18 protein-coding genes are annotated in these 19,885 nt (G+C 62.6%); 7 read left to right on the top strand and 11 right to left on the bottom strand.

Features of this window, described 5'->3' with window-relative positions; translation table 11 throughout:
- Positions 1-30: 30 nt before the first annotated feature.
- Both VGO04_RS15865 and VGO04_RS15860 read right to left on the bottom strand, forming a co-directional pair.
- Positions 31-600, bottom strand: coding sequence for a class I SAM-dependent methyltransferase (locus VGO04_RS15865; RefSeq protein ID WP_327496924.1), 570 nt, complete (start codon positions 598-600; stop codon positions 31-33).
- Positions 601-657: 57 nt separating this feature from the next.
- Positions 658-1,284 carry a Crp/Fnr family transcriptional regulator gene (locus VGO04_RS15860; protein WP_327496923.1) on the bottom strand — a complete coding sequence of 209 codons (627 nt, stop codon included), beginning with the start codon at positions 1,282-1,284 and terminating at the stop codon, positions 658-660.
- 50 nt (positions 1,285-1,334) lie between these two features.
- Between VGO04_RS15860 and VGO04_RS15855 the strand changes: the two genes are divergently transcribed.
- Positions 1,335-2,051 carry an SDR family NAD(P)-dependent oxidoreductase gene (locus tag VGO04_RS15855; protein WP_327496922.1) on the top strand — a complete coding sequence of 239 codons (717 nt, stop codon included), beginning with the start codon at positions 1,335-1,337 and terminating at the stop codon, positions 2,049-2,051.
- 59 nt (positions 2,052-2,110) lie between these two features.
- Here the strand turns inward: VGO04_RS15855 and VGO04_RS15850 are convergent, their stop codons facing one another.
- From VGO04_RS15850 to VGO04_RS15820, 7 genes are all read right to left on the bottom strand, one after another.
- Entirely contained in the window at positions 2,111-2,569 is a 459-nt protein-coding gene (locus VGO04_RS15850; protein WP_327496921.1) for an Rrf2 family transcriptional regulator, read from the bottom strand.
- Between the two features lie 306 nt (positions 2,570-2,875).
- Positions 2,876-3,571 carry an urea ABC transporter ATP-binding subunit UrtE gene (gene urtE, locus VGO04_RS15845; RefSeq protein ID WP_327496920.1) on the bottom strand — a complete coding sequence of 232 codons (696 nt, stop codon included), beginning with the start codon at positions 3,569-3,571 and terminating at the stop codon, positions 2,876-2,878.
- 35 nt (positions 3,572-3,606) lie between these two features.
- Entirely contained in the window at positions 3,607-4,371 is a 765-nt protein-coding gene (gene urtD / locus VGO04_RS15840; RefSeq protein WP_327496919.1) for an urea ABC transporter ATP-binding protein UrtD, read from the bottom strand.
- 5 nt (positions 4,372-4,376) lie between these two features.
- A complete protein-coding gene (gene urtC / locus VGO04_RS15835; protein WP_327496918.1) occupies positions 4,377-5,540 on the bottom strand; it encodes an urea ABC transporter permease subunit UrtC in 1,164 nt (387 codons plus the stop codon).
- The gene (gene urtB / locus VGO04_RS15830) at positions 5,537-7,153 is read right to left on the bottom strand and encodes an urea ABC transporter permease subunit UrtB (RefSeq protein ID WP_327496917.1); all 1,617 of its coding nucleotides are present in this window, start codon (positions 7,151-7,153) and stop codon (positions 5,537-5,539) included. The genes urtC and urtB overlap by 4 nt, the downstream gene beginning before the upstream one ends.
- Positions 7,154-7,337: 184 nt before the next feature.
- Positions 7,338-8,630 carry an urea ABC transporter substrate-binding protein gene (gene urtA / locus VGO04_RS15825; protein WP_327496916.1) on the bottom strand — a complete coding sequence of 431 codons (1,293 nt, stop codon included), beginning with the start codon at positions 8,628-8,630 and terminating at the stop codon, positions 7,338-7,340.
- Positions 8,631-8,864: 234 nt separating this feature from the next.
- Positions 8,865-9,314, bottom strand: a complete 450-nt coding sequence (locus VGO04_RS15820; protein WP_327496915.1) for a helix-turn-helix domain-containing protein — start codon at positions 9,312-9,314, stop codon at positions 8,865-8,867.
- A 100-nt stretch (positions 9,315-9,414) separates the two neighbouring features.
- On the opposite strand from VGO04_RS15820, the gene VGO04_RS15815 reads away from it, so the two are divergent.
- Together VGO04_RS15815 and VGO04_RS15810 are read left to right on the top strand one after the other, a co-directional pair.
- Positions 9,415-10,689: an MFS transporter gene (locus VGO04_RS15815; RefSeq protein ID WP_327496914.1), complete on the top strand. Its 1,275-nt coding sequence runs from the start codon at positions 9,415-9,417 to the stop codon at positions 10,687-10,689.
- A 246-nt stretch (positions 10,690-10,935) separates the two neighbouring features.
- Entirely contained in the window at positions 10,936-12,261 is a 1,326-nt protein-coding gene (locus VGO04_RS15810) for an adenylate/guanylate cyclase domain-containing protein (protein ID WP_327496913.1), read from the top strand.
- A 66-nt stretch (positions 12,262-12,327) separates the two neighbouring features.
- Here the strand turns inward: VGO04_RS15810 and VGO04_RS15805 are convergent, their stop codons facing one another.
- Both VGO04_RS15805 and VGO04_RS15800 read right to left on the bottom strand, forming a co-directional pair.
- Positions 12,328-14,262 carry a DUF5054 domain-containing protein gene (locus VGO04_RS15805; protein ID WP_327496912.1) on the bottom strand — a complete coding sequence of 645 codons (1,935 nt, stop codon included), beginning with the start codon at positions 14,260-14,262 and terminating at the stop codon, positions 12,328-12,330.
- Between the two features lie 11 nt (positions 14,263-14,273).
- Positions 14,274-15,314: a LacI family DNA-binding transcriptional regulator gene (locus VGO04_RS15800; RefSeq protein ID WP_327496911.1), complete on the bottom strand. Its 1,041-nt coding sequence runs from the start codon at positions 15,312-15,314 to the stop codon at positions 14,274-14,276.
- Between the two features lie 231 nt (positions 15,315-15,545).
- Here VGO04_RS15800 and VGO04_RS15795 point away from each other — a divergent pair, with 231 nt between their 5' ends.
- From VGO04_RS15795 to VGO04_RS15780, 4 genes are all read left to right on the top strand, one after another.
- Positions 15,546-16,907 carry an extracellular solute-binding protein gene (locus VGO04_RS15795; RefSeq protein WP_327496910.1) on the top strand — a complete coding sequence of 454 codons (1,362 nt, stop codon included), beginning with the start codon at positions 15,546-15,548 and terminating at the stop codon, positions 16,905-16,907.
- A gap of 119 nt (positions 16,908-17,026) precedes the next feature.
- Positions 17,027-17,935 (top strand): sugar ABC transporter permease, encoded by a 909-nt coding sequence (locus VGO04_RS15790; protein WP_327496909.1) that lies wholly within the window; start codon positions 17,027-17,029, stop codon positions 17,933-17,935.
- The gene (locus VGO04_RS15785) at positions 17,935-18,765 is read left to right on the top strand and encodes a carbohydrate ABC transporter permease (RefSeq protein ID WP_327496908.1); all 831 of its coding nucleotides are present in this window, start codon (positions 17,935-17,937) and stop codon (positions 18,763-18,765) included. Before VGO04_RS15790 ends, VGO04_RS15785 begins: the two co-directional genes overlap by 1 nt.
- A gap of 13 nt (positions 18,766-18,778) precedes the next feature.
- Positions 18,779-19,882, top strand: a complete 1,104-nt coding sequence (locus VGO04_RS15780) for an ABC transporter ATP-binding protein (RefSeq protein WP_327496907.1) — start codon at positions 18,779-18,781, stop codon at positions 19,880-19,882.
- Positions 19,883-19,885 lie beyond the last annotated feature (3 nt).

The raw sequence follows: 19,885 nt of genomic DNA, 5'->3' as shown, positions 1-19,885 counted from the left end.
CTAGGCTCACATAGAGCGAGGACTTCAATCCTACCGCCGCGCGATGCGATAGACGCTGGCCGGTGGCAGGTTGAGCGGCACCCAGCGCAGGAACGAGGCCTCCAGACTCAGCTCGGCAAGAAGCTTCGGACGAACCGGGCATCGCGGCCCATAGGTGAACTGGAACAGGCTGGCACCTTCGGCAAGGTGGTAAAAGACCGCCGACAGGATCCCCCGCACGGTCTGCGCCGGCATCGACAGCAAAGGCAGACCGCTGATCGCGGCGCCGACCGACCTTTCCACCGGGAGGCTCAAGTGCTGTGCATCGCCCTCGATCAGGGTCGCTGCGGGATACCGCTTGCGCAAAAGAACCGCGAAGGATGGATTGCGCTCCACCAGTATCAGATTGCGCTCTTCGACACCGTTTCGCAGCAGGGCCCGCGTGAAGGCCCCCGTGCCGGGCCCGAGCTCCAGGACAGAGCCGCTGGCATGGCTAATCTCGGTGGTCATGGCGGCGGCGAGCCGCTTGCTCGAGGGCGCGATCGCCGCAACTTCGAGCGGCCGCGTCACCCAGGATCGCAGGAAGAGCGTGAAATCAGATGCCGTTGTTTGTGCGGTCAAGGTAGAGCCTCCGTTGTTCAACGGCGGCCGGTATCGCCCTTTGTCGGTGGTCGCGCATTAACCCGGGTTAAGCCTGGCAGCGGCGTCCGCCCGAACGCGGCTCGCGATCCGGCTGAGACCAACCGGCGTGATGCCGAGATAGGCCGCAAGGTCCTTCTGCGGGACGCGCGAAACCACAGCCGGATCCTCGACAAGCAGCGTTCGGTATCGTTCCTCGGGAGCGAGCGTCAGGAACTGACGCTCGCGGCGCTCCTTGCGCTCGGCAAGCATCATCAGGGCGCTGCGGATCATGCGCGACCAGCCGAGATCGTTGTCTGCCAGCGCCTCAAGCGTCGTGAACGGGATCCTTTCGAGACGGCTGCTCTCGACGGCGATCGCCGAGAAGGTTGCACGCCCCCCCGGAACGAGAGCCGAGAGACTTGCGAAGAACCGCCCTTCCACCGCGAACGACTTGATCCATTCCTCGCCGTCGGCGCGAAGGTAGGTCAGCTTCACCAGGCCGCTTTCGATGACGTAGACATAGGGATGCGGCTCGTCCTGATGGAAGACCGTCTCACCCGGCTTGACGCTGCGAACATGGATCGTCTCGGACAGGCGCTCTGCCTGCGCAAGCCCATGTCCGGCGATGTGTTCGAACAGAGAAATCGCGGCTCCTTGTCGGCGATTAACCTCGGTTAATGCCATCAATGTCCTCCTGGTGCAGGCTCGAATGTGCAACCGCAGGATTAAATCACATGGCACGCTACGTCGTCACGGGGGCAAGCTCCGGTATAGGCCGGGAAATCGCTCTGCAACTGGCATTTGGGGGACACAGCGTCATAGCGCTTGGCCGCGACAGGCACCGGCTGGAAGAGTTGGCGCTCCAAAACCGGCGGATCGAAACGCATGCGCTTGATGTTCGCGACCGAGACGGGTTGATCGCCTGGACATCAGAACTGGCAAAGAGCGAAGCGATCGACGGTCTCATCAACAACGCGGCGATCCAGCATAACATCCGTTTCGACGACCCGCGCTACGGCATCGACGAGATCGTGGCAGAGGTTGAGACAAACCTTCTCGCGCCGATTTTGCTGTCACGATTGCTTCTTTCGGGGAGGTCCGGGCAGCCGTTCGTCATCGTCAATGTCGGCTCGGCCCTTGCCAGCTACCCGAAGACGACGTCAGCCGTCTACAGTGCCACAAAGGCAGGGTTGCGGATGTTTTCGGACGCGCTTGCGGTCCAAAATCACGCGACGCCGGTCAGATCAGTCGACGTCGTCCTGCCTCTTGTCGATACGGCGATGACCGCGGGGCGTGGACGGGGCAAGATCCGTGCGACGGATGCGGCAAGCGCTATCGTCAGCGCACTTGCGCCCGGCAAGGGCCGTATTCATGTCGGAAAGACAAAACTGTTGCGGCTGCTGCAACTGATCGCGCCACCCGCCGCAGCCGCGATCATCCGAAAGCTGTGAAGACGCCGCGGCAGCGCTCGCCGACGCGCGAGCGGTGCGGCCCAACTCAGTCAAGCGGATCAGCCGGCTTCCACGTCTCGCAACGCCACGATCTGCGAGCCGTTGTCGTTGGCCGCAAACTGGGCAAGCGTCATGTTGTCGAGGATCGAGGCGATGGCGTCGCGCACGTCGCTCATCGACTTGCGCACATGACAGTTGACCGGGTCGGCGCAGTCGTCGCATGCCTCGAACGCGGTGCGGCTGGCACAGCGGATCGGCGCGAGCGGGCCATCCAGCGTGCGGATGACCTGGCCGATGCGGATGTCTGATGCCGGTCGGGACAGGGAATAGCCGCCGCCCGGGCCCTTCTTCGATCGCAGGATGCCGGCATTGCGCAATTCAAGCAGGATCGCGTCCAGGAACTTCTTCGGAATATTGTTCCGCGTGGCGATCTCGGTGATGAAGGCGGTCTCTCCGGGCTCCAGTTGAGCCAGGTCGACAAGGGCCTTGAGCCCGTATTTTCCTTTTTTGGTCAACATGTCACTTCGCTTTCCTGAACAAGGAAGGCCGCCACAAGTCCGATGCTCGCGGCGTTCACCGGAGACAACGGGTTGTGGCGGCCGCACACTTTCGCTTAGGATGTCCTACACCCAAACTGCACCATTCTCAACAAATTACGTCAGTTACTGCATAGATTTAGTGATTTTAGTTGGCGCTTTTATGGCAGAGCGGCGTTTTCGCCGCTCACAGGTGTCGTAAACGTCGGGTGCGATGACGTCTGTTTCGAACAGGCGAACGCAAGCAGCGGTCACTTTGGCGACGCTTTTCCCCGGACAAAAGCGCCGTCACACCGTGAGGTGACGTCGCGCCTCGATCGTATCCAGCGTTTCCGGTGGGCCTTCGTGAACCACGGCGCCGCGGTCCATGATGTAGACGTGGTCGGCGAGTTCCCGGCAGAAGTCGAGATATTGCTCGACCAGAAGGATGGCCATGCCGGTCGAGTCCCTGAGATAGCGGATCGCCCGGCCGATATCCTTGATGATCGAGGGCTGGATGCCTTCCGTCGGTTCGTCGAGCACGAGGATTTTCGGCCGTGTGACCAACGCCCGGCCGATCGCCAGCTGCTGCTGCTGGCCACCGGAGAGATCACCGCCGCGGCGGCCCAACATAGAACGCAAAACCGGAAACAGGTTGAAGACGTCTTCCGGTATCGAGCGGTCGCCACGCTTCAGCGGCGCATAACCGGTCTCCAAGTTTTCCCTGACCGAAAGCAGCGGGAAGATTTCACGCCCTTGCGGAACGTAGCCGATGCCTTCTTTTGCCCGACGATAGGGCGCCATACCGCCGAGCGCGACGCCGTTGAAGCCGATTGCGCCGGCGCTGACCGGATGCTGGCCGGTGATCGCCCGAAGCAGACTCGACTTGCCGACGCCGTTGCGACCGAGCACGCAGGTGATCCGGCCCATTTCGGCCGTGATCGACACATTGCGCAACGCTTGCGCGGCACCGTAGTGAAGATTGACGTTTTCGACGCTGAGCATGACGCGCCCTCCTCAACGATTTCCGGGACGAGACATCACCGGCCAAGATAGTTCTCGATTACTTTTTGGTCGTTGCTGACGAAATCGATCGACCCTTCCGCCAGCACCGAGCCTTCGGCAAGGCAGGTCACCTTGACGCCCAGCTCGCGGATGAAGCCCATGTCGTGCTCGACGACGACGACGGAACGGGTCTTGGCGATCTCCTTGAGCAAAACGGCGGTCTCGGCGGTTTCCGCATCCGTCATGCCGGCGACCGGCTCGTCGACGAGCAGCAACTCGGGCTCCTGGGCGAGCAGCATGCCTATCTCCAGCCATTGCTTCTGGCCGTGCGAAAGATTGGCCGCGAGATCGTCTCGGCGCGACGCCATGCGGATGGTCGCAAGGATCTCCTCGATGCGCGCCTTGTCCTCGTGAGTCAGGCGGTAGAAGAGCGTCGGAAATACCCCGCGCTTGCGGTTCAGGGCGAGTTCGAGATTGTCCCACACCGTGTGGCTTTCAAAGACGGTCGGCTTCTGGAACTTGCGGCCGATCCCGAGCGATGCGATCTCGGCTTCGTCCTTTTTGGTCAGATCGATCTGCCCCTTGAAGAACACCTGCCCTTCGTCAGGCCGCGTCTTTCCGGTGATGATGTCCATCATCGTCGTCTTGCCGGCGCCGTTCGGGCCGATGATCGCGCGAAGCTCGCCCGGCTCGACGACGAAGGAGAGCGCGTTCAGCGCCTTGAAGCCGTCGAAGGAGACAGAGACGCCGTCGAGGTAGAGAAGGCTTGTGGGCTTGCTCTGGCCGATGGTCTGGTTCATTTCGTTTACTCCGCCGCCATGGGTTCGCCGGCAAGATCGGTTGCCGGAGTTTCCGCCGCCCGCGCCTGGCGTTCCTGACGCCGGCGGGCCAGATAGGCGCCGGCCGTGCCGACGACGCCCTTCGGCAGGAACAAGGTGACGAGCACGAACAGGCCGCCGAGTGCGAAGAGCCAGAACTCCGGGAACGCCGCCGTGAAGATGCTCTTGCCACCGTTGACGAGGATGGCGCCGACGATCGGGCCGATCAGCGTGCCGCGGCCGCCGACGGCCGTCCAGATCACCACCTCGATCGAGTTTCCGGGCTCAAACTCGCCGGGATTGATGATGCCCACCTGCGGCACGTAGAGCGCGCCGGCAATGCCCGCCATCATCGCCGAGACGGTGAAGGCGAAGAGCTTGATGTGCTCGACGCGGTAGCCGAGGAAACGCGTCCGGCTTTCGGCATCACGGACGGCAATGAGAACCTTGCCGTATTTGGAGCGCACGATTGCCGCGGTCAGGATCAGGCAGAGCGCCAGCATCAGGGCCGAGGCGGCAAACAGCGTCGCGCGCGTTCCATCCGCCTGGATATTGAAGCCGAGGATGTCCTTGAAGTCGGTGAGCCCGTTGTTGCCACCAAAACCCATGTCGTTGCGGAAGAAGGCAAGCAGCAGCGCATAGGTCATCGCCTGGGTGATGATCGACAGATAGACGCCGTTGACGCGCGAGCGGAAGGCAAACCAGCCGAAGACGAAGGCAAGCAGCCCCGGGACCAGCACCACCATGAGGGCGGCAAACCAGAACATGTCGAAGCCATGCCAGAACCAGGGCAGTTCCTTCCAGTTGAGGAAGACCATGAAATCGGGCAGCAGCGGATTGCCGTAGGAACCGCGCGCACCGATCTGGCGCATCAGGTACATGCCCATGGCATAGCCGCCGAGCGCGAAGAAGGCCGCATGCCCAAGCGAAAGGATGCCGCAGAAGCCCCAGACGAGATCGAGCGCCAGCGCCAGCAGAGCATAGGTGAGGTACTTGCCGAACAGCGAGACCAGATAGGTCGGCACGTGGAGCGGATGGTCGGGAGGCGTCAGGAGGTTGAGCGCCGGAACGAGAACCGCCAGGCCAAGAAGGATCGCCACGACGACGACGATGCTGCGATCCATCGATTTCATCAGAAACGAGGTGATCATGCCTCTACCGCCCTTCCCTTGAGTGCAAAGAGCCCGCGCGGTTTCTTCTGGATGAACAGGATGATCAGCACCAGCACGAGGATCTTGCCGAGCACGGCGCCGGCATAGGGTTCGAGGAACTTGTTGAGGATGCCGAGCGAGAAGGCGCCGACGAGCGTTCCCCAGAGATTGCCGACGCCACCGAAGACCACGACCATGAAGCTGTCGATGATGTAGCCCTGGCCGAGATTGGGCGAGACATTGTCGATCTGCGAGAGCGCGACGCCGGCCATGCCGGCGATGCCGGAACCGAGCGCGAAGGTGAGCGCATCGACCCATGGCGTGCGGATGCCCATTGAGGACGCCATGCGCCGGTTCTGGGTGACGGCGCGCATTCTCAGCCCCATCGACGTCCTTTTGAGCAGGAACAAGAGGGCTGCAAACACGGCCAGGGCAAAGACGATGATCCACAACCGGTTCCAGGTGATCGTCAGCCCGCCAAGCTCGAAGGCGCCGGACATCCAGGAGGGATTGCCGACCTCGCGGTTGGTTGGCCCGAAGATTGAGCGCACTGCCTGTTGCAGGATCAGCGAGCTGCCCCATGTGGCAAGCAGCGTTTCGAGCGGACGGCCATAGAGAAAGCGGATGACGCCGCGCTCGATCGCGAGACCAACAGCACCGGTCGCAAGGAAGGCAAGCGGCAGGGCAATTGCCAGCGACCAGTCGAAAAGCTCAGGATAGGAGCTGCGTATGACCTCCTGCACCAGAAAGGTCGTATAGGCGCCGAGCATGACCATCTCGCCATGGGCCATGTTGATAATGCCCATGACCCCGAAGGTGATGGCAAGGCCGATCGCGGCCAGCAAGAGGACAGAGCCGAGCGACAGGCCGTACCAGACGTTCTGGCCGGCACTCCAAAGAGCCTGCCTCTGTTCGATCTGATCGATCGCCGCTTCGATATCGGGTTTCAGCGAAGCATCGGCGCCGGCGAGTGCCGAGGTGAGCACGGCAAGACCGGTGCGTCCGTTGGTCTGCGAAAGCAGCGCGATTGCCGCGCGCTTTTCGTCGTCTCCCCGCTGCGAGATCAGAAGCGTAACGGCGCGGGCTTCGTCCAGAACCTGGCGAACAGTCGCATCCTTCTCCGCGGCAAGCGCCGTCTCGATCGGCGCCAGTGCCTCGGCGGTCGGCGTCTGCAGCATGGATTGCGCCGCCTTCAGCCTTGCGCCTGTGTCTTCGCTGAACAGCGTCAGGCCGCCAAGCGCGCTTCGAACCGCGCGCCGGACGGCGTTGTTGACCTTCACCTTCTGCATGGCCGCCTTCGGCACAGTGCCGGCGTCCGCCCCGGTGACCGGGTCGACGAGCTGGAGGTCCGCACCCGTCGATTTGACCAGGAAGACCTTGCTATCGGATTTCCGCTGGTAGAGTTCGCCCTCGCCGAGTGCCTCGAGCACCGGCACGACCTTTGCGTCGCCGGTCCTTGCAAGCGCCGAGATACGGTCGTCCATTTCCGAGAGTTTCGCCGCACCGAGCTGATCGACCAGCGCACCAAGGTCGTCCGCCGCACGGACCCCGACCACATAGGCTGAGATCACCAGGCTGAGCGCAACAAGCAAGGTCTGCAGAATTCGGTACATCGCCCCTCTCAATCGGGTCTTGGGCACGGGTTCGGCCTTCCACGCGAAAGGAATCTCGCGTGGCAAAAGACAGGCTCCCTTCGTTCGTGCGCGCCGCCGAACGAAGGGCATGCTTGCCTAGGGTTTCGTCATGCAAGCATTGTCCGGGCGGGGAGCCCGCCCGGCTTAAGACTAGGTGATGAAATCAGGAGCCCTTGCCGCCGCACTTGCCGGTGGCGACGTTGAAGTTGCCGCAGGACATCGGCGCGCGCCAATCGGAGATCAGGTCCTTGGAGTCCGGAAGATAGTCGGACCATTCGTCGCCGACGACGAGGCCGGGCGTTTCCCACACGGTCTCGAACTGGCCATCGCCCTGGATTTCGCCGATGAGCACCGGCTTGGTGATGTGGTGGTTCGGCATCATCGTCGAATAGCCGCCCGAAAGGTTCGGCACGGACACGCCGATCATCGCGTCGAGAACCTTGTCCGTCTCGGTCGTGCCGGCCTTTTCGACCGCCTTCAGCCACATGTTGAAGCCGATGTAATGCGCTTCCATCGGGTCGTTGGTCACGCGCTTGTCGTTCTTGGTATAGGCCTTCCAGGTCTTGATGAACTCGGCATTGGCCGGTGTGTCGACCGACTGAAAGTAGTTCCAGGCGGCAAGATGCCCGACGAGCGGCGTGGTATCGAGGCCGGCAAGTTCCTCTTCGCCGACGGAGAAGGCGACGACCGGAATGTCCTCCGCCTTGACGCCCTGGTTTGCCAGTTCCTTGTAGAACGGCACGTTGGCGTCGCCATTGATGGTCGAGACGACGGCGGTCTTCTTGCCGGCCGAACCGAACTTCTTGATGTCGGACACGATCGTCTGCCAGTCCGAATGGCCGAACGGCGTGTAGTTGATCATGATGTCCTCGGGCTTCACGCCCTTGGAGATCAGATAGGCTTCGAGGATCTTGTTGGTCGTGCGCGGATAGACATAGTCGGTACCGGCAAGAACCCAGCGCTCGACGCTTTCGTTTTCCATCAGGTAGTCGACGGCCGGGATCGCCTGCTGGTTCGGGGCAGCGCCGGTGTAGAAGACGTTGCGCTGGCTTTCTTCGCCTTCGTACTGGACGGGGTAGAAGAGGATCGAGTTCAGTTCTTCAAAAACCGGCAGCACCGACTTGCGCGACACCGATGTCCAGCAGCCGAAGACCGCCGAGACCTTGTCGACCGAGATCAGTTCGCGCGCCTTTTCGGCAAAGAGCGGCCAGTCGGACGCCGGATCGACGACGACGGCTTCGAGCTTCTTGCCGAGCAGGCCGCCCTTCTTGTTCTGCTCGTCGATCAGCATCAGCATGGCGTCCTTGAGCGTCGTCTCGGAGATCGCCATGGTGCCGGAGAGCGAATGCAGGATGCCGACCTTGATCGTGTCGTCGGCCGCAAATGCGCCGTTGAATGCCGTCGTAGACAGGACGGCTGCGAGGAATGCGCCGGTGATGCTTGCCCTGATAGTCATCTGATTGAACCCCTCTCGTTCTAAAAGCAGTGCGGCCTTCGTGCTTTTGAGCCGTTGCTTCGAGGGATCATCAGGCAGTCTCGCTGCACTGCACATACGTCATTCTACGTAGATGCCGGGGGCAAAGAGGAAGGCCGGCAGCAGTCGTCACAACGGCCTTGATGCAAGGCGGCATCTGGCACAACCGATGCCATCAGGACCTTTGCGATGGCGCGTGTCCGTATCGCCCCGCCTTCAGTCTTCGGGCACCTTGATCAGTACCGTCTCCGCAGCATCGATCGGCCGGCCGTCCTGCGTGCGGATGTCAAGCCTCACGGGCTGTCCCGTTTCCCGTTCGACCAACAGCGAACGCTCTTCGCCAGGCATGAAAAGATGCCTTTCGCCGAACTGACGCAACGCGACCATGACCGGAAAAAGGTCGCGCCCCATGGGCGTCAGCTGGTATTCGACCCTTGCCTTTGCTTCTCCGACGGGAACCGTTTCGAGAATGCCACGCTCAACGAGCGTGCGCAGGCGATCCGTCAGGATGTTCTTGGCGATGCCAAGGCTCTTTTGAAAATCGCTGAAGCGCCTGACATCGTCGAACGCATCGCGCACGATCAGCAGCGACCACCAGTCGCCGATCGCGTCCAGTGACCGGGCGCTCGGGCAATAGTCTCCCTTGAGCCGTCTGCGCGCCACCATGGCACTCACCCCACCTTCCAATAATTTGGTTGCATAATGAAACCAAATCGGCAATTCTCAATTTGGTTTCATTATAAAACTAACCTGAGGAAGAAGTCCAATGGATGGCAGAGTTCCTGCGGCGCCGCGCGGCCCCGCAAACGATGACGTGCGTCCTGACGCCAGCGCTCTCACGGCAGCGCAACCGACGCGCCCGATGTTGACCCTGTTTGCCTTTGCGGCCGGGCTTGCCGTCGCCAACGCCTATTTTGCCCACCCGTTGCTGGACGTGATGGCGGCAGATCTCGATCTTTCGACAACCAGTGCCGGCCTGATCGTCGGCGCGACGCAGCTCGGCTACGCTCTCGGCCTGATCCTGCTTGTTCCGCTCGGCGACCTTTTCGATCGCCGCAAGGTCATTCTCGTCCAGTCGCTGCTTTCGGCCGCGGCCCTCGGCCTCGTGTCACTCGCCAGCAGCGCCGCTGTCCTGATGGCTTCGATCGCCTCTGTCGGCATGCTGGCCGTGCTGACGCAGGCCTTCGTCGCCTATGCCGCCAGCCTGTCTCGACCATCCGAACGCGGCCAGGTTGTCGGGTTCGTCACCAGCGGCATCGTGATCGGCATCCTCTCTGCCCGCGCCGTGGCCGGTTTCCTGACCGACCTTGCGGGCTGGCGATCGGTCTATCTCCTGTCCGGCATTTTAACGCTTCTGATCACGGGCCTGCTTTACAAGCTTCTGCCGCAACAAACGAAGGCGTCGGAAAGGCTCGGCTATCTCCGCCTTGTCGCCTCCACCTTCAAGCTGATCGTCGATGAGCCGGTACTGCGCACGCGCGGCGTGCTCGCTTTGTTGATCTTTGCCAATGTGACAACGCTGCTGACGCCGCTCGTTCTGCCGCTGAGCGCACCACCCTTTTCCCTGTCGCATAGCCAGGTCGGACTCTTCGGTCTCGCCGGCGTTGCCGGCGCACTGGCCGCGTCGCGCGCCGGACGATGGACGGACCGGGGTTTCGGCCAGGCGACGACGGGAATTGCGCTGGCACTGATGTTGTTTGCCTGGCTGCCGATCTCGTTGCTGGACCACTCGCTTCTGTGGCTCATCGCCGGTGTCCTCGTGCTCGACTTCGGCCTGCAAGCAGTCCACGTCGCAAACCAGGCGCTGATCTATCGCGTTCGCCCGGAAGCGCAGAACCGGCTGACGGCGGCCTATATGCTGTTCTATTCGCTCGGCAGTGCCGCTGGATCATCCTTCTCGACGGTCGCCTACGCGCATGCGGGATGGAATGGCGTCTGCCTGATGGGCGCGGCGATCAGCCTTGTTTCGCTGCTCTTCTGGCTGGCGACGAAGCCGTCAGGCTCACCTGGCTTGCAAGAGGGTGCGGCGTTGAACGGATAGGGTTGCAGGCGACCGCGTCGGATGCCAGCCGACGAACCCGAGGGGCGACGGATGAGAAACTCCCGAGCCCCTTGACCTTGCCATCGTTGGAACCCCTAGAACCAATCCCGCCCCGGCAGTTGGAGAAGAGCACCATGGTGCGACGCCACAGAATAGACGCGAATCGACTGTCAGGAGGCTGACATGCGGCAGCGACTGTTGCGCTTGTGCGGGGGCAGGATGTTTCAAATCTCGGGGCCGACAGGCATGACGTCTTCACTACACCCGCATTGGGACTTCGCCCGCGAAATGCGCTCGATCCTGCTTCGTTTCGTCGCCTTCGCGATCCTGCTCGCCAACCTTTTGCTCGGTGGCAACGAAGGCGCCGAGCACATGCACTGGATTGTCGTCGCCAGCTACCTGGCGATCAGCGTCGCCTCCGTTGCCACAGCCCGCTATCTACCCGGACGCTCGCGGCTGAAGACATGCTTTGTCATCCTCGACGCGTTGCTGGTTGCGCTCTTGCTTTATGCCCATATCCTCGCCGGACCGGTGACGGAAAACCACAACCTGACGACCACCAGCCTGGTGGTCGCCTTTATCCTGCTGGTCCATGTCGGGCTGAAACTTGAGCGCAGGCTCGTTCTCATCTTTTCAGGCATCGTGCTCGTCGCCTGGGTGGCGATGCTCGCAACGACCGCAGCGCGGCATCAGGCGGCCGGCACCCTTTCCCTGCTCGGGTCGTTCTTCAACCAGGATCTCGGCCTGACCGTCAGCTTCGGCTTCACCGCCTTTGCCATCTATCTGCTGGCGCGCGATCACGACCGCACCCGCAAGGAGGCGCTGAAGGCCGATCAACGGCGCCAGAACCTCTCCCGGTTCTTCTCGCCACTCGTTGTCTCGGCACTGCAGGAGAAGGGCGATGCGCTTGGTCTTGAGCGCCGCGACGCGGCGATCATGTTCGTCGACCTGCGCGACTTCACCCTTTTCGCCGAGACCGCACCCGCCCCGGAGCTCGCCTTCGTTCTCGCCGAATATCGCCAGCTCGTCTCGCAAACGATCTTCGAGCATGGCGGCACGGTCGACAAATTCATCGGCGACGGCGTGATGGCCGTCTTCGGCCAGCCAAGGCCGACGGACGACGACGCCGATCGGGCGATGGCCTGCGCGCTCGATCTCGTCGATGCCCTCAACGACTGGAAGAACCACAACGCTAGAAATGGCCACCCGGCGCTCTGTGCCGGCATCGGCCTGCACTATGGCAAGGTGGTCGGCGGCGTTCTCGACAGCGGCTGCCACAGCGAATTCACCGTCATCGGTGACGCCGTCAATGTCGGCCAACGGCTGGAGAGCCTGTCAAAGGCACTTGATGCTCCGCTGGTGGTGTCTGCAGCGCTGATGGCACGCCTTCGGGCGCCTGTGCCACCAGCCAACTGGCTGACACAGAACGATGTCCCGCTTCCCGGACGCAGGCTGCCCGTCGATGTCTGGTATTTGCGCCGTCACGCCGCCGGCGTGACATCCCCTTACGAGAGCGGCGCGGCGCAAGCCGCTCCCCTTCAATCAGCCGGGACAGGAGCGCACTCCGGATAATCGGTGCCGTGATGGAGACTTTTGCCGGTCGCTTCGCTCAAGCGCGGTGCCCGGCTGACCATTCAGTCAGCTGCGGCCAAAACCGATCTTGAAGCGCGTGGTGAAATCGCCGCCCCACCACATGGGGAAGTTGGTGCCCCATTTGTTGTTGTGGATGTTGAAGCGGACGCCTGAAGAATAGTCAGGCAGCTCCTTGCAGAACGCCATGAACGGCCATGAATGCGGCGCGACCAGCGGCGTGTCGAGATTTTCGACCGTCAGTTCCACACCGCCGACCGTTTGCCCTCGAACACCGGTCACCGCCTGCAATTGCGCGCCACCGGCCCGGACAAAATTATCGGTCGCGTGCCAAAGCCCCATCTTGCGCACGCTCCATTCGGAGCGTCCCTCCGGCGTGAACGACAGGAAGCTCGCCTCCGGCATCCGGTTGGCATTCTTGCCGTAGAGCGTCAGCCGGATATCGAGGTCCCCCTCGACGGCGGAGAACTCCAGTGCAATCTTGGCCGGCGCACCGAGATGGTTGACCGCCTCACCCGACATGGCCGCAAGGACGGACGTGGCAGTCGTGCCACGAAGCTCGGGACGATAGACCTGCGAGCGGGCCTCCGCGACCTTGTCCAGTCCGGGCTTGTCATGGTCGAGCACCGCCCAATCCATCCACTGGGTCAGATAAGTGTCCATGTGACGGCGGACATCGCTCGCGTCATAGCTTTCGTAGCGGTAGGCGATCAGCGAGCCGTTGGCGCCGCGGATCGTACGGCCGTCGGGCGCCGTCAGCGCGGCGACGTCGCCCGTTGACGGATCGAGGTCGATGATCCAGCCGCCGACTTCAAGTCGCGCGGCAACATTGGCAGATTCGGGCGGCGCGGGGATCGCAAGATCGGCAAGCGCAGCTTCAGCGCGCGCACGATCTTCGCCATCCAGCTCCGCGACCGCCTGGTCGAGATAGGCGCGCTGCTCCCGCCACGACGCCTCCGTATATTGAAAGCGCGGGTCGGCGTTACGCGCTGCCTCGAAGGCGGGACGCGCCCAGGCCTTTTCGTCGCGCAGGAACGATTTGATATCGACGCCGCAGGTGTGCTCGGCCACCAGCGTCAGCTTGCGCCCGAAGGCCTGCCGGCTAGCCGTCATGCGCTCTTCGGCGAAACGATCATAGAGACGCTGCAGGGCGAGATACCGAGCGATCTTTTCCGGGTCGGTGCCGCTGCCGTGGATCCAGCTGTCTCCCAGCTCTTTCTCCACCACGGGAAAACGCTCGCGCGCCTCCCATATCAATGCGCCGTAATCCTCAAGCGTCGCGGCGCGCACGGTGGCGCCCGGCTCGTGCTTCAGGATCTCGCGGTAGGCCTCGGCGGTCTGCGATACGCTCTGCGGCCCGATGTTGTCGCTGGTATGGGCAAAGCTCAGCCCGTCCGAAAGGCCTTCTGGAAAATAGGTTTCGCCATAGGAGCGCTGGTACATGACCACGATTTCCTCGCCGCCGGGCGCCCGCCAGCAGAAAATGTCTGGAATCTCCGGCGGCGGCGAGGCGGAGTTGACGCCGATATGCAGGAAGCGCACGCCGGCCTCAGCAAGCAGCGGCACCATGCCAAGCGTATGGCCCGGCACGTCGGTCATTTTCGCAGCGGTGGTCTTCAGGCCGAAGCGGCGATCGAGTTCCTGCGCGTAGGAAAGTCCGGCGCGGAAGAGGTCCGGCGACATCAGCTCCGTATGGGTGGTGAAGGGAAGCGCGTGCCAGCGGATCAGGCCGCGCCCGATCGCCTGCTCCAGCCGCGCGACCTCCTGCTTCGAACGCGAATGCAAGTGGTCCCAGATCAGCCAGGCGCCGGTCGTCCAGATGAACATCGGCTCATCCGGGTTCTCGTTGTGGAAATGCGCTCCGGTCTCGATCGCCTGCGGAATGAAGCGCTCGTGATATTGCTGGCGGATCTTCTCCGAATGATCGGTAAAGCCGATATCGAGATGGGTCTTGAAGACGACGTGGATGCGTTTTTCGGTCATGTCCATTACCTTCAGCCGACGGTGCCCCGCACGATCAGGCGGGTATTGAGTGTCTCGGTGAACGGCTCGGCATCGGGTGCCCTGAGCCGCATGAGGATCAGGCGGACGAGCGCACGGACGCGCTCGTCAAGGTCGATGCGCACGGTGGTGAGGTTGTAGCTCTTCCAGTGCGCCTGCGGGATGTCGTCGAAGCCGACGACCTTGACGTCCTCGGGCACGGAAAGGCCGAGCTCATGGCGCAGGGCATCGATCGCGCCGAAGGCGCCGACGTCGTTGGCGGCGAAGATCGCGTCGGCACCGTCACCGATCCGGAAAAGATCAAGCGTCGCCTGGTAGGCGGTGTCGTAGGTATAGTCGCCCGAAAGCACGATCGGCGCATCCATGCCGCGCTCGGACAGTGTCTCCTTCAGCGTCCGCTCGCGCTCGGCATTGGCGAGCGACTGCGCCTTGCCGCCGAGATAGGCGATGCGGCGTGCGCCATAGCCCTGCAGCAGCGCCACCGCCTGCTCGATGCCGTTCTTCTGGCGCACGAGCAGCCGGTCATAGAGCGTTCCGGAGGCAGCCCCCGCAAACTGCGCGACGTCGTCGTAGATCACGTAGATCGGCACGGCGCGGTCGAGAAAGCCGCAGAGCACGTCCGGCAGGATGTTCTCGGTAAATGCAATCACCGAATCCGGGTTGAAGCCGCGCATATAGGTGAGCAGCCGCGGATCCATGCTGAAATCGGCCTTGGCCTTGAAGAGCAGCGTCGCGAAACCTTCCGCCTGCAGTGCGGTGGTCAGTGCGTCGATCTCCTGGCTTTCCCAGGGGCTGCAGACATCCGGCACGATCATGCCGACAAGGTGCGAGCGGCCGGTAACCAGCGAGCGCGCCGCCATGTCGGGCGTGTAGTTCAGCTCGCGGGCGATCTGAAGAATGCGATCGCGCTTTTCCGGCTTCAGCGACGCGTTCGGGTTGAAGGCCCGCGATACCGCCACCCTTGAAACATTGGCCTCGCGTGCCACCTGGTCTGCGGTGGCTCGGGCGGTCTTCTTGTCGGCGCGATCGTTCATCTATCCGTCACAAAATGAAAACGTGTTCAATCACAAAAGAAATCAACTCATCGATTTCGTCAAGTGGAATAAGAATTCCAGCAAATATTGCAGAAAGAACGCCTGCTCCATGTTGACAAAAATGAAAGCGTGTTCATTCTTGATCGTCGTCGGGGGTACCTAGCCTGGAGGAGGCCGGACTGTCGCACCAGACATTCAGGTCCTCAAGAGGACCGACCGGGAGGAGAAAACATGCGTAACAGGTTTCATTCCCTATTGCTCAGCGCAGCCGCGGCCATTGCGTTTGCCGCGCCGGTGAGCGCCACGGAACTCAACATCACCTGCCGCTGCGTCATCGGCGGCGTCAACAGCGGCATGGCCGAGTGGATCGAGAAAAAGGTCATTCCGGCTTTCACCGAGAAAATGAAGGCCGAAGGCAAGGACGTCACCGTCAAGCTCACCCAGTTCGGCGGCGAGGACGAGCAGTTGACGCAGCAGCTCGCGCTCGATTTCTCCACCGGCGCCGGCCCGGACGTCTCCGGCTTCGACGGCTTCCTGATCCCGAGCTTCGTCCAGGGCAATCTGCTGAAGTCGCTCGAAGAGGTCGCCGGCGCGGACGTGCCGAAATGGGAAGGCTGGCAGCATATCTCCGACGGCACCAAGGCGCTGATGAGCTACCAGGGCAAGCCCTACGGCATCGCGCTCGGCACCGATGCGCGCATGATCTTCGTGCGCAAGGACCTGTTCAAGTCGGCAGGTCTCGACGCCGACACCTGGCAGCCGAAGTCCTGGGACGAATTGCTCGATGCCGCCCGCAAGATCAAGGCGGCAGCACCCGACAGCTTCCCGCTGCAACTGAACGCCGGCGTTTCCATGGGCGAGGCGACGACGATGCAGGGCTATTGGATGGCGCTGCTCGGCACCGGCGAGCAGGTCACCGACGACAGCGGCAAATACATCGTTTCGAGCCAGGGCATCCTCGACACGCTGAAGCTCTACAAGACCATCTATGTCGACGACAAGCTCGGCGACCAGCGCGCGCAGCTGCTTGCCGACGGCCGCAACCGCACCTTCGCCAACTTCCGCGACGGCAAGACGGCGATGCTGGTCGAGGGTGACTGGTTCTACCGCTCGGTGACGGCACCGGGCGCCGAGTTCGCGGTTGCCGATCGCGACAACACCATGACCTGGAAGAAGATGCCAGCGGTCGCACCCGGAAAGGGCTTACGGGGCCAGGATTTCGTCACGATGTCCGGCGGCACCGGCTTCGTCATCAATCCGCATACGGACGCGCCAGCCGAATCCTGGGCGCTGCTTTCCTTCATGAACAGCAAGGAACAGCTCGACGCGTTCCAGCAAATCCAGCCGGCCATCCGCATCCGCGACGACGTGGCGATCCCGAACTCGCCGTTCCTGACGGAAACGGCGACGACGCTTCTGCCGATCACCACGGCCCGGCCGAACGATGCCAACTACAACAAGGTCTCGACCGAGATCCAGCGCATGACCGAAAGCGTCGTCTCCGGCGAACTTTCGCCTGAGGATGCCATGGCCCAGTACAAGGCGGCCGTCATCGCCATCGTCGGCGAGGAAAACACCGTCAGCACGCTCTAAGGAAAGCGGCGGGATGCGACCGCGAATGCGCCGCCGTCCTGCAGCCGACCCCGCGACCAGATCACCCGGCAGCCTTGCCTGCCGGGTGCCCGATCCAGGACAAGGGCCATAACATCAGCATGAAGACATTCTCTCTGCTTTCGACGCGCGCCGGCGCGCTCTTCCTGGCACCGGCGTCGGCCCTTGTCGGGGTCTTCGTCATCATCCCCTTCTTCTGGGTGATCGTCGTTTCCTTCACCAATCGCACCCTGCTCGGGCGCACGGCCGTCGATCCTGACTTTGTCGGGCTGCAGAACTACTTCGCGCTCTTCAATCCCGCGACCTTCTTTACCCGCGGCCAGTTCGGCTTCTCGCTGATCCTGACGATCCAGTTCGTGCTGCTCTCGGCCCTGATCGGTCAGGCGCTCTTGGGGCTGCTGCTTGCCTGGCTCAGCCAGACGGTGACGCCGACGCTCAAATCCTTTCTGCAGACGGCCGTCATTGCCGCCTGGATCCTGCCGGAAGTGGTGATCGGCTTTGCCTGGTTCGCCTTTCTCGACTACGACAATGGCACGCTCAACATGATCATGCGCGGCCTCGGCCTGCCGCCCGGCGATTGGCTTTTGCAGCAGCCGTTTTGGGTCATCGTCTTCTTCAACACCTGGCGGGGTGCCGCCTTCTCGATGATGCTGTTCAACTCGGCCTTCCAATCGATCCCGCCGAGCTATTTCCAGGCGGCCGACGTTGCCGGCGCCACCTCCTGGCAGAAGCTGCGGGATATCGCGCTGCCCTTGATCCGAGGCCATGTGGTGACGGATCTGATCCTCATCACCATGTGGACCTTCAACGTCTTCACGCCGTTCCTGCTCACCCACGGCGGGCCTTCCTACCGCACCGAAATCCTCTCGATCTACACCTATCGCATTGCGTTCAAGGATTTCGAGTTCGGCAAGGGTGCTGCCGTCGGCGTGGTCATCATGCTGATCAACCTGGCATTCGCGCTCGTCTATCTTCGCCTTGCCCACAAGAAACCGGTGGAGGCGGAATGATGAAGAAGCCTCCCAACATCTTCGTAAGGCGCACGGTCTTTTCCGCCGCCGCCACCTTCCTCGGCACGGTGTTCGCGCTGCCGCTCGTCTGGTTCGTCTTCGCGCCCTTCAACGCCCGCGCCGAGCTCGGGCTTGCGATCCCCTCGCCCTTCACACTGTCCAACTTCGCGACCGTCTTCCAGAACACCTTCGCGATGCAGGCGCTGCTCAACAGCCTCATCCAGGCGGCAGGCGGCGTGGTGCTGGTCGGGGGAGCGGCAACGCTTGCAGCCTACGCGCTGTCGCGCTCGCCGATCCCAGGCAAGGGCGCCGTCACCTATATCCTGCTGCTCTTCTCCTCTGTGGTTTCAGGCTCGGCGGCAATGGTGCCGATCTTCCTGATCATTTCGGCCGCGGGCCTGATCGACACCCATCTGGCCGTCATCCTCGTCTTTGCCGGCGGCCTGCTGCCGACCGCCATGTTCATCCTCAGGGATTTCATCGACGCCATTCCACGGTCGTACGAGGAAAGCGCGATGGTCGCGGGCGCCTCACCGCTCCAGGCCTTCTTCGATGTGGCGCTGCCGGTCATCCGGCCGGGCATCGTCGTGGTTGTGGTGTGGGCCTTCGTCAATATCTGGGGCAGTTTCCTCATCCCCTTCATCCTGTTGCGCAGCGACAAGCTGATGCCGGCATCCGTCGCGATCTACTCCTTCTATTCGGAAGCCGGCACGCCGATCGTCACGCTGCTTGCCGCCTACTCGCTGATCTACTCGCTACCCGTGATTGCCCTCTATCTCTTCGCGAATTGGAAATTCGGTTTCCGGTTCTTCGGTGGCATCAAGTCGTAATCGGAAACCCGCCATGGCCTCTGTCGAATTCCAGAACATCTCCAAGAGCTTCGGCGCCTTCGTCGCCGTGCCCGACATCAGTTTTCAGATTGCCGACGGCGAGTTCATCTGCCTGCTCGGGCCTTCCGGTTGCGGCAAGACGACCAGTCTCCGCATGATCGCCGGCCTCGAAACACCGAGTTCCGGCCGGGTGATGATCGGCGGGCGCGACGTCACCTACCTGCATCCGAAGGACCGCGGCATCTCGATGGTGTTCCAGGACTATGCGCTCTACCCGCACATGAACATCGCCGACAACATCGCCTATCCGCTGAAAGTGCGCGGCGAGCAGGAGACCAAGCGCCACGCCCGGGCCAAGGAAGTGGCCGATGTCCTGAAGATCGGAGATCTGCTGAAGCGGTTGCCGAGCCAGATTTCCGGCGGCCAGCAGCAGCGCACGTCGCTGGCCCGCGCGCTGGTCTATCCGAGCGAAGTCTATCTCTTCGACGAACCGCTCTCCAACCTCGATGCCAAGCTCCGCCTCGAAGCCCGCGGCTTCCTCAACCACCTGCAGCGCGACATGGGCATGACTGCCGTCTACGTCACCCACGACCAGGCCGAAGCCATGGCGCTCGCGACCCGCATAGCCGTCATGGACAAGGGCCGGATCGTGCAGTTCGCCCCGCCGATCGAGATCTATCGCCGGCCGGCAACCACCTTCGTCGCCAACTTCGTCGGCAATCCGCCGATGAACCTGGTTCCGGTCGAGGCGTCCGTTGGCGAAGGCGCGCTGCATCTGCGCGCCGAAGGCTTGCAACTGGCGCCCATCGCGCCCACCGAGGCCATCGCCAAGGCGGCGAAATCAGGCAGGATGACGCTCGGCGTGCGCCCCGAGCACCTGCGCATTGCGGGTCAAGGCGACCAGAACATCGTCTCCGGCGAGCTCTTCGCCAACGAGAACATGGGGCCGGAAAGCCTCGTCACGCTCGAGCGCGGCGACAACGGCCGTGTTACGGCGCGCATTTTCACCGACGACGAGATCAAGGTCGGAACCTCCGTGCATCTGGCCTTCGACACCAGGCACGTCACCCTCTTCGACGACAGCGGCGCCCGCATTCCCGCGGCCGACGAGCGCTGAGGC

The organism is Ensifer sp., assembly GCF_035999185.1.
Lineage (GTDB): Bacteria > Pseudomonadota > Alphaproteobacteria > Rhizobiales > Rhizobiaceae > Ensifer.
Note: the sequence above shows the minus strand (reverse complement) of the source record. Positions and strands in the feature narration are given on the sequence as shown.

Excerpts from the sequence above, each read along its gene's own strand:
- VGO04_RS15860 (WP_327496923.1), bottom strand. The coding sequence starts at position 1,284 with ATGGCATTAACCGAGGTTAATCGCCGACAAGGAGCCGCGATTTCTCTG.
- VGO04_RS15855 (WP_327496922.1), top strand. The coding sequence starts at position 1,335 with ATGGCACGCTACGTCGTCACGGGGGCAAGCTCCGGTATAGGCCGGGAA.
- VGO04_RS15850 (WP_327496921.1), bottom strand. The coding sequence starts at position 2,569 with ATGTTGACCAAAAAAGGAAAATACGGGCTCAAGGCCCTTGTCGACCTG.
- urtE (WP_327496920.1), bottom strand. The coding sequence starts at position 3,571 with ATGCTCAGCGTCGAAAACGTCAATCTTCACTACGGTGCCGCGCAAGCG.
- urtD (WP_327496919.1), bottom strand. The coding sequence starts at position 4,371 with ATGAACCAGACCATCGGCCAGAGCAAGCCCACAAGCCTTCTCTACCTC.
- urtC (WP_327496918.1), bottom strand. The coding sequence starts at position 5,540 with ATGATCACCTCGTTTCTGATGAAATCGATGGATCGCAGCATCGTCGTC.
- urtB (WP_327496917.1), bottom strand. The coding sequence starts at position 7,153 with ATGTACCGAATTCTGCAGACCTTGCTTGTTGCGCTCAGCCTGGTGATC.
- urtA (WP_327496916.1), bottom strand. The coding sequence starts at position 8,630 with ATGACTATCAGGGCAAGCATCACCGGCGCATTCCTCGCAGCCGTCCTG.
- VGO04_RS15820 (WP_327496915.1), bottom strand. The coding sequence starts at position 9,314 with ATGGTGGCGCGCAGACGGCTCAAGGGAGACTATTGCCCGAGCGCCCGG.
- VGO04_RS15815 (WP_327496914.1), top strand. The coding sequence starts at position 9,415 with ATGGATGGCAGAGTTCCTGCGGCGCCGCGCGGCCCCGCAAACGATGAC.
- VGO04_RS15810 (WP_327496913.1), top strand. The coding sequence starts at position 10,936 with ATGACGTCTTCACTACACCCGCATTGGGACTTCGCCCGCGAAATGCGC.
- VGO04_RS15805 (WP_327496912.1), bottom strand. The coding sequence starts at position 14,262 with ATGACCGAAAAACGCATCCACGTCGTCTTCAAGACCCATCTCGATATC.
- VGO04_RS15800 (WP_327496911.1), bottom strand. The coding sequence starts at position 15,314 with ATGAACGATCGCGCCGACAAGAAGACCGCCCGAGCCACCGCAGACCAG.
- VGO04_RS15795 (WP_327496910.1), top strand. The coding sequence starts at position 15,546 with ATGCGTAACAGGTTTCATTCCCTATTGCTCAGCGCAGCCGCGGCCATT.
- VGO04_RS15790 (WP_327496909.1), top strand. The coding sequence starts at position 17,027 with ATGAAGACATTCTCTCTGCTTTCGACGCGCGCCGGCGCGCTCTTCCTG.
- VGO04_RS15785 (WP_327496908.1), top strand. The coding sequence starts at position 17,935 with ATGAAGAAGCCTCCCAACATCTTCGTAAGGCGCACGGTCTTTTCCGCC.
- VGO04_RS15780 (WP_327496907.1), top strand. The coding sequence starts at position 18,779 with ATGGCCTCTGTCGAATTCCAGAACATCTCCAAGAGCTTCGGCGCCTTC.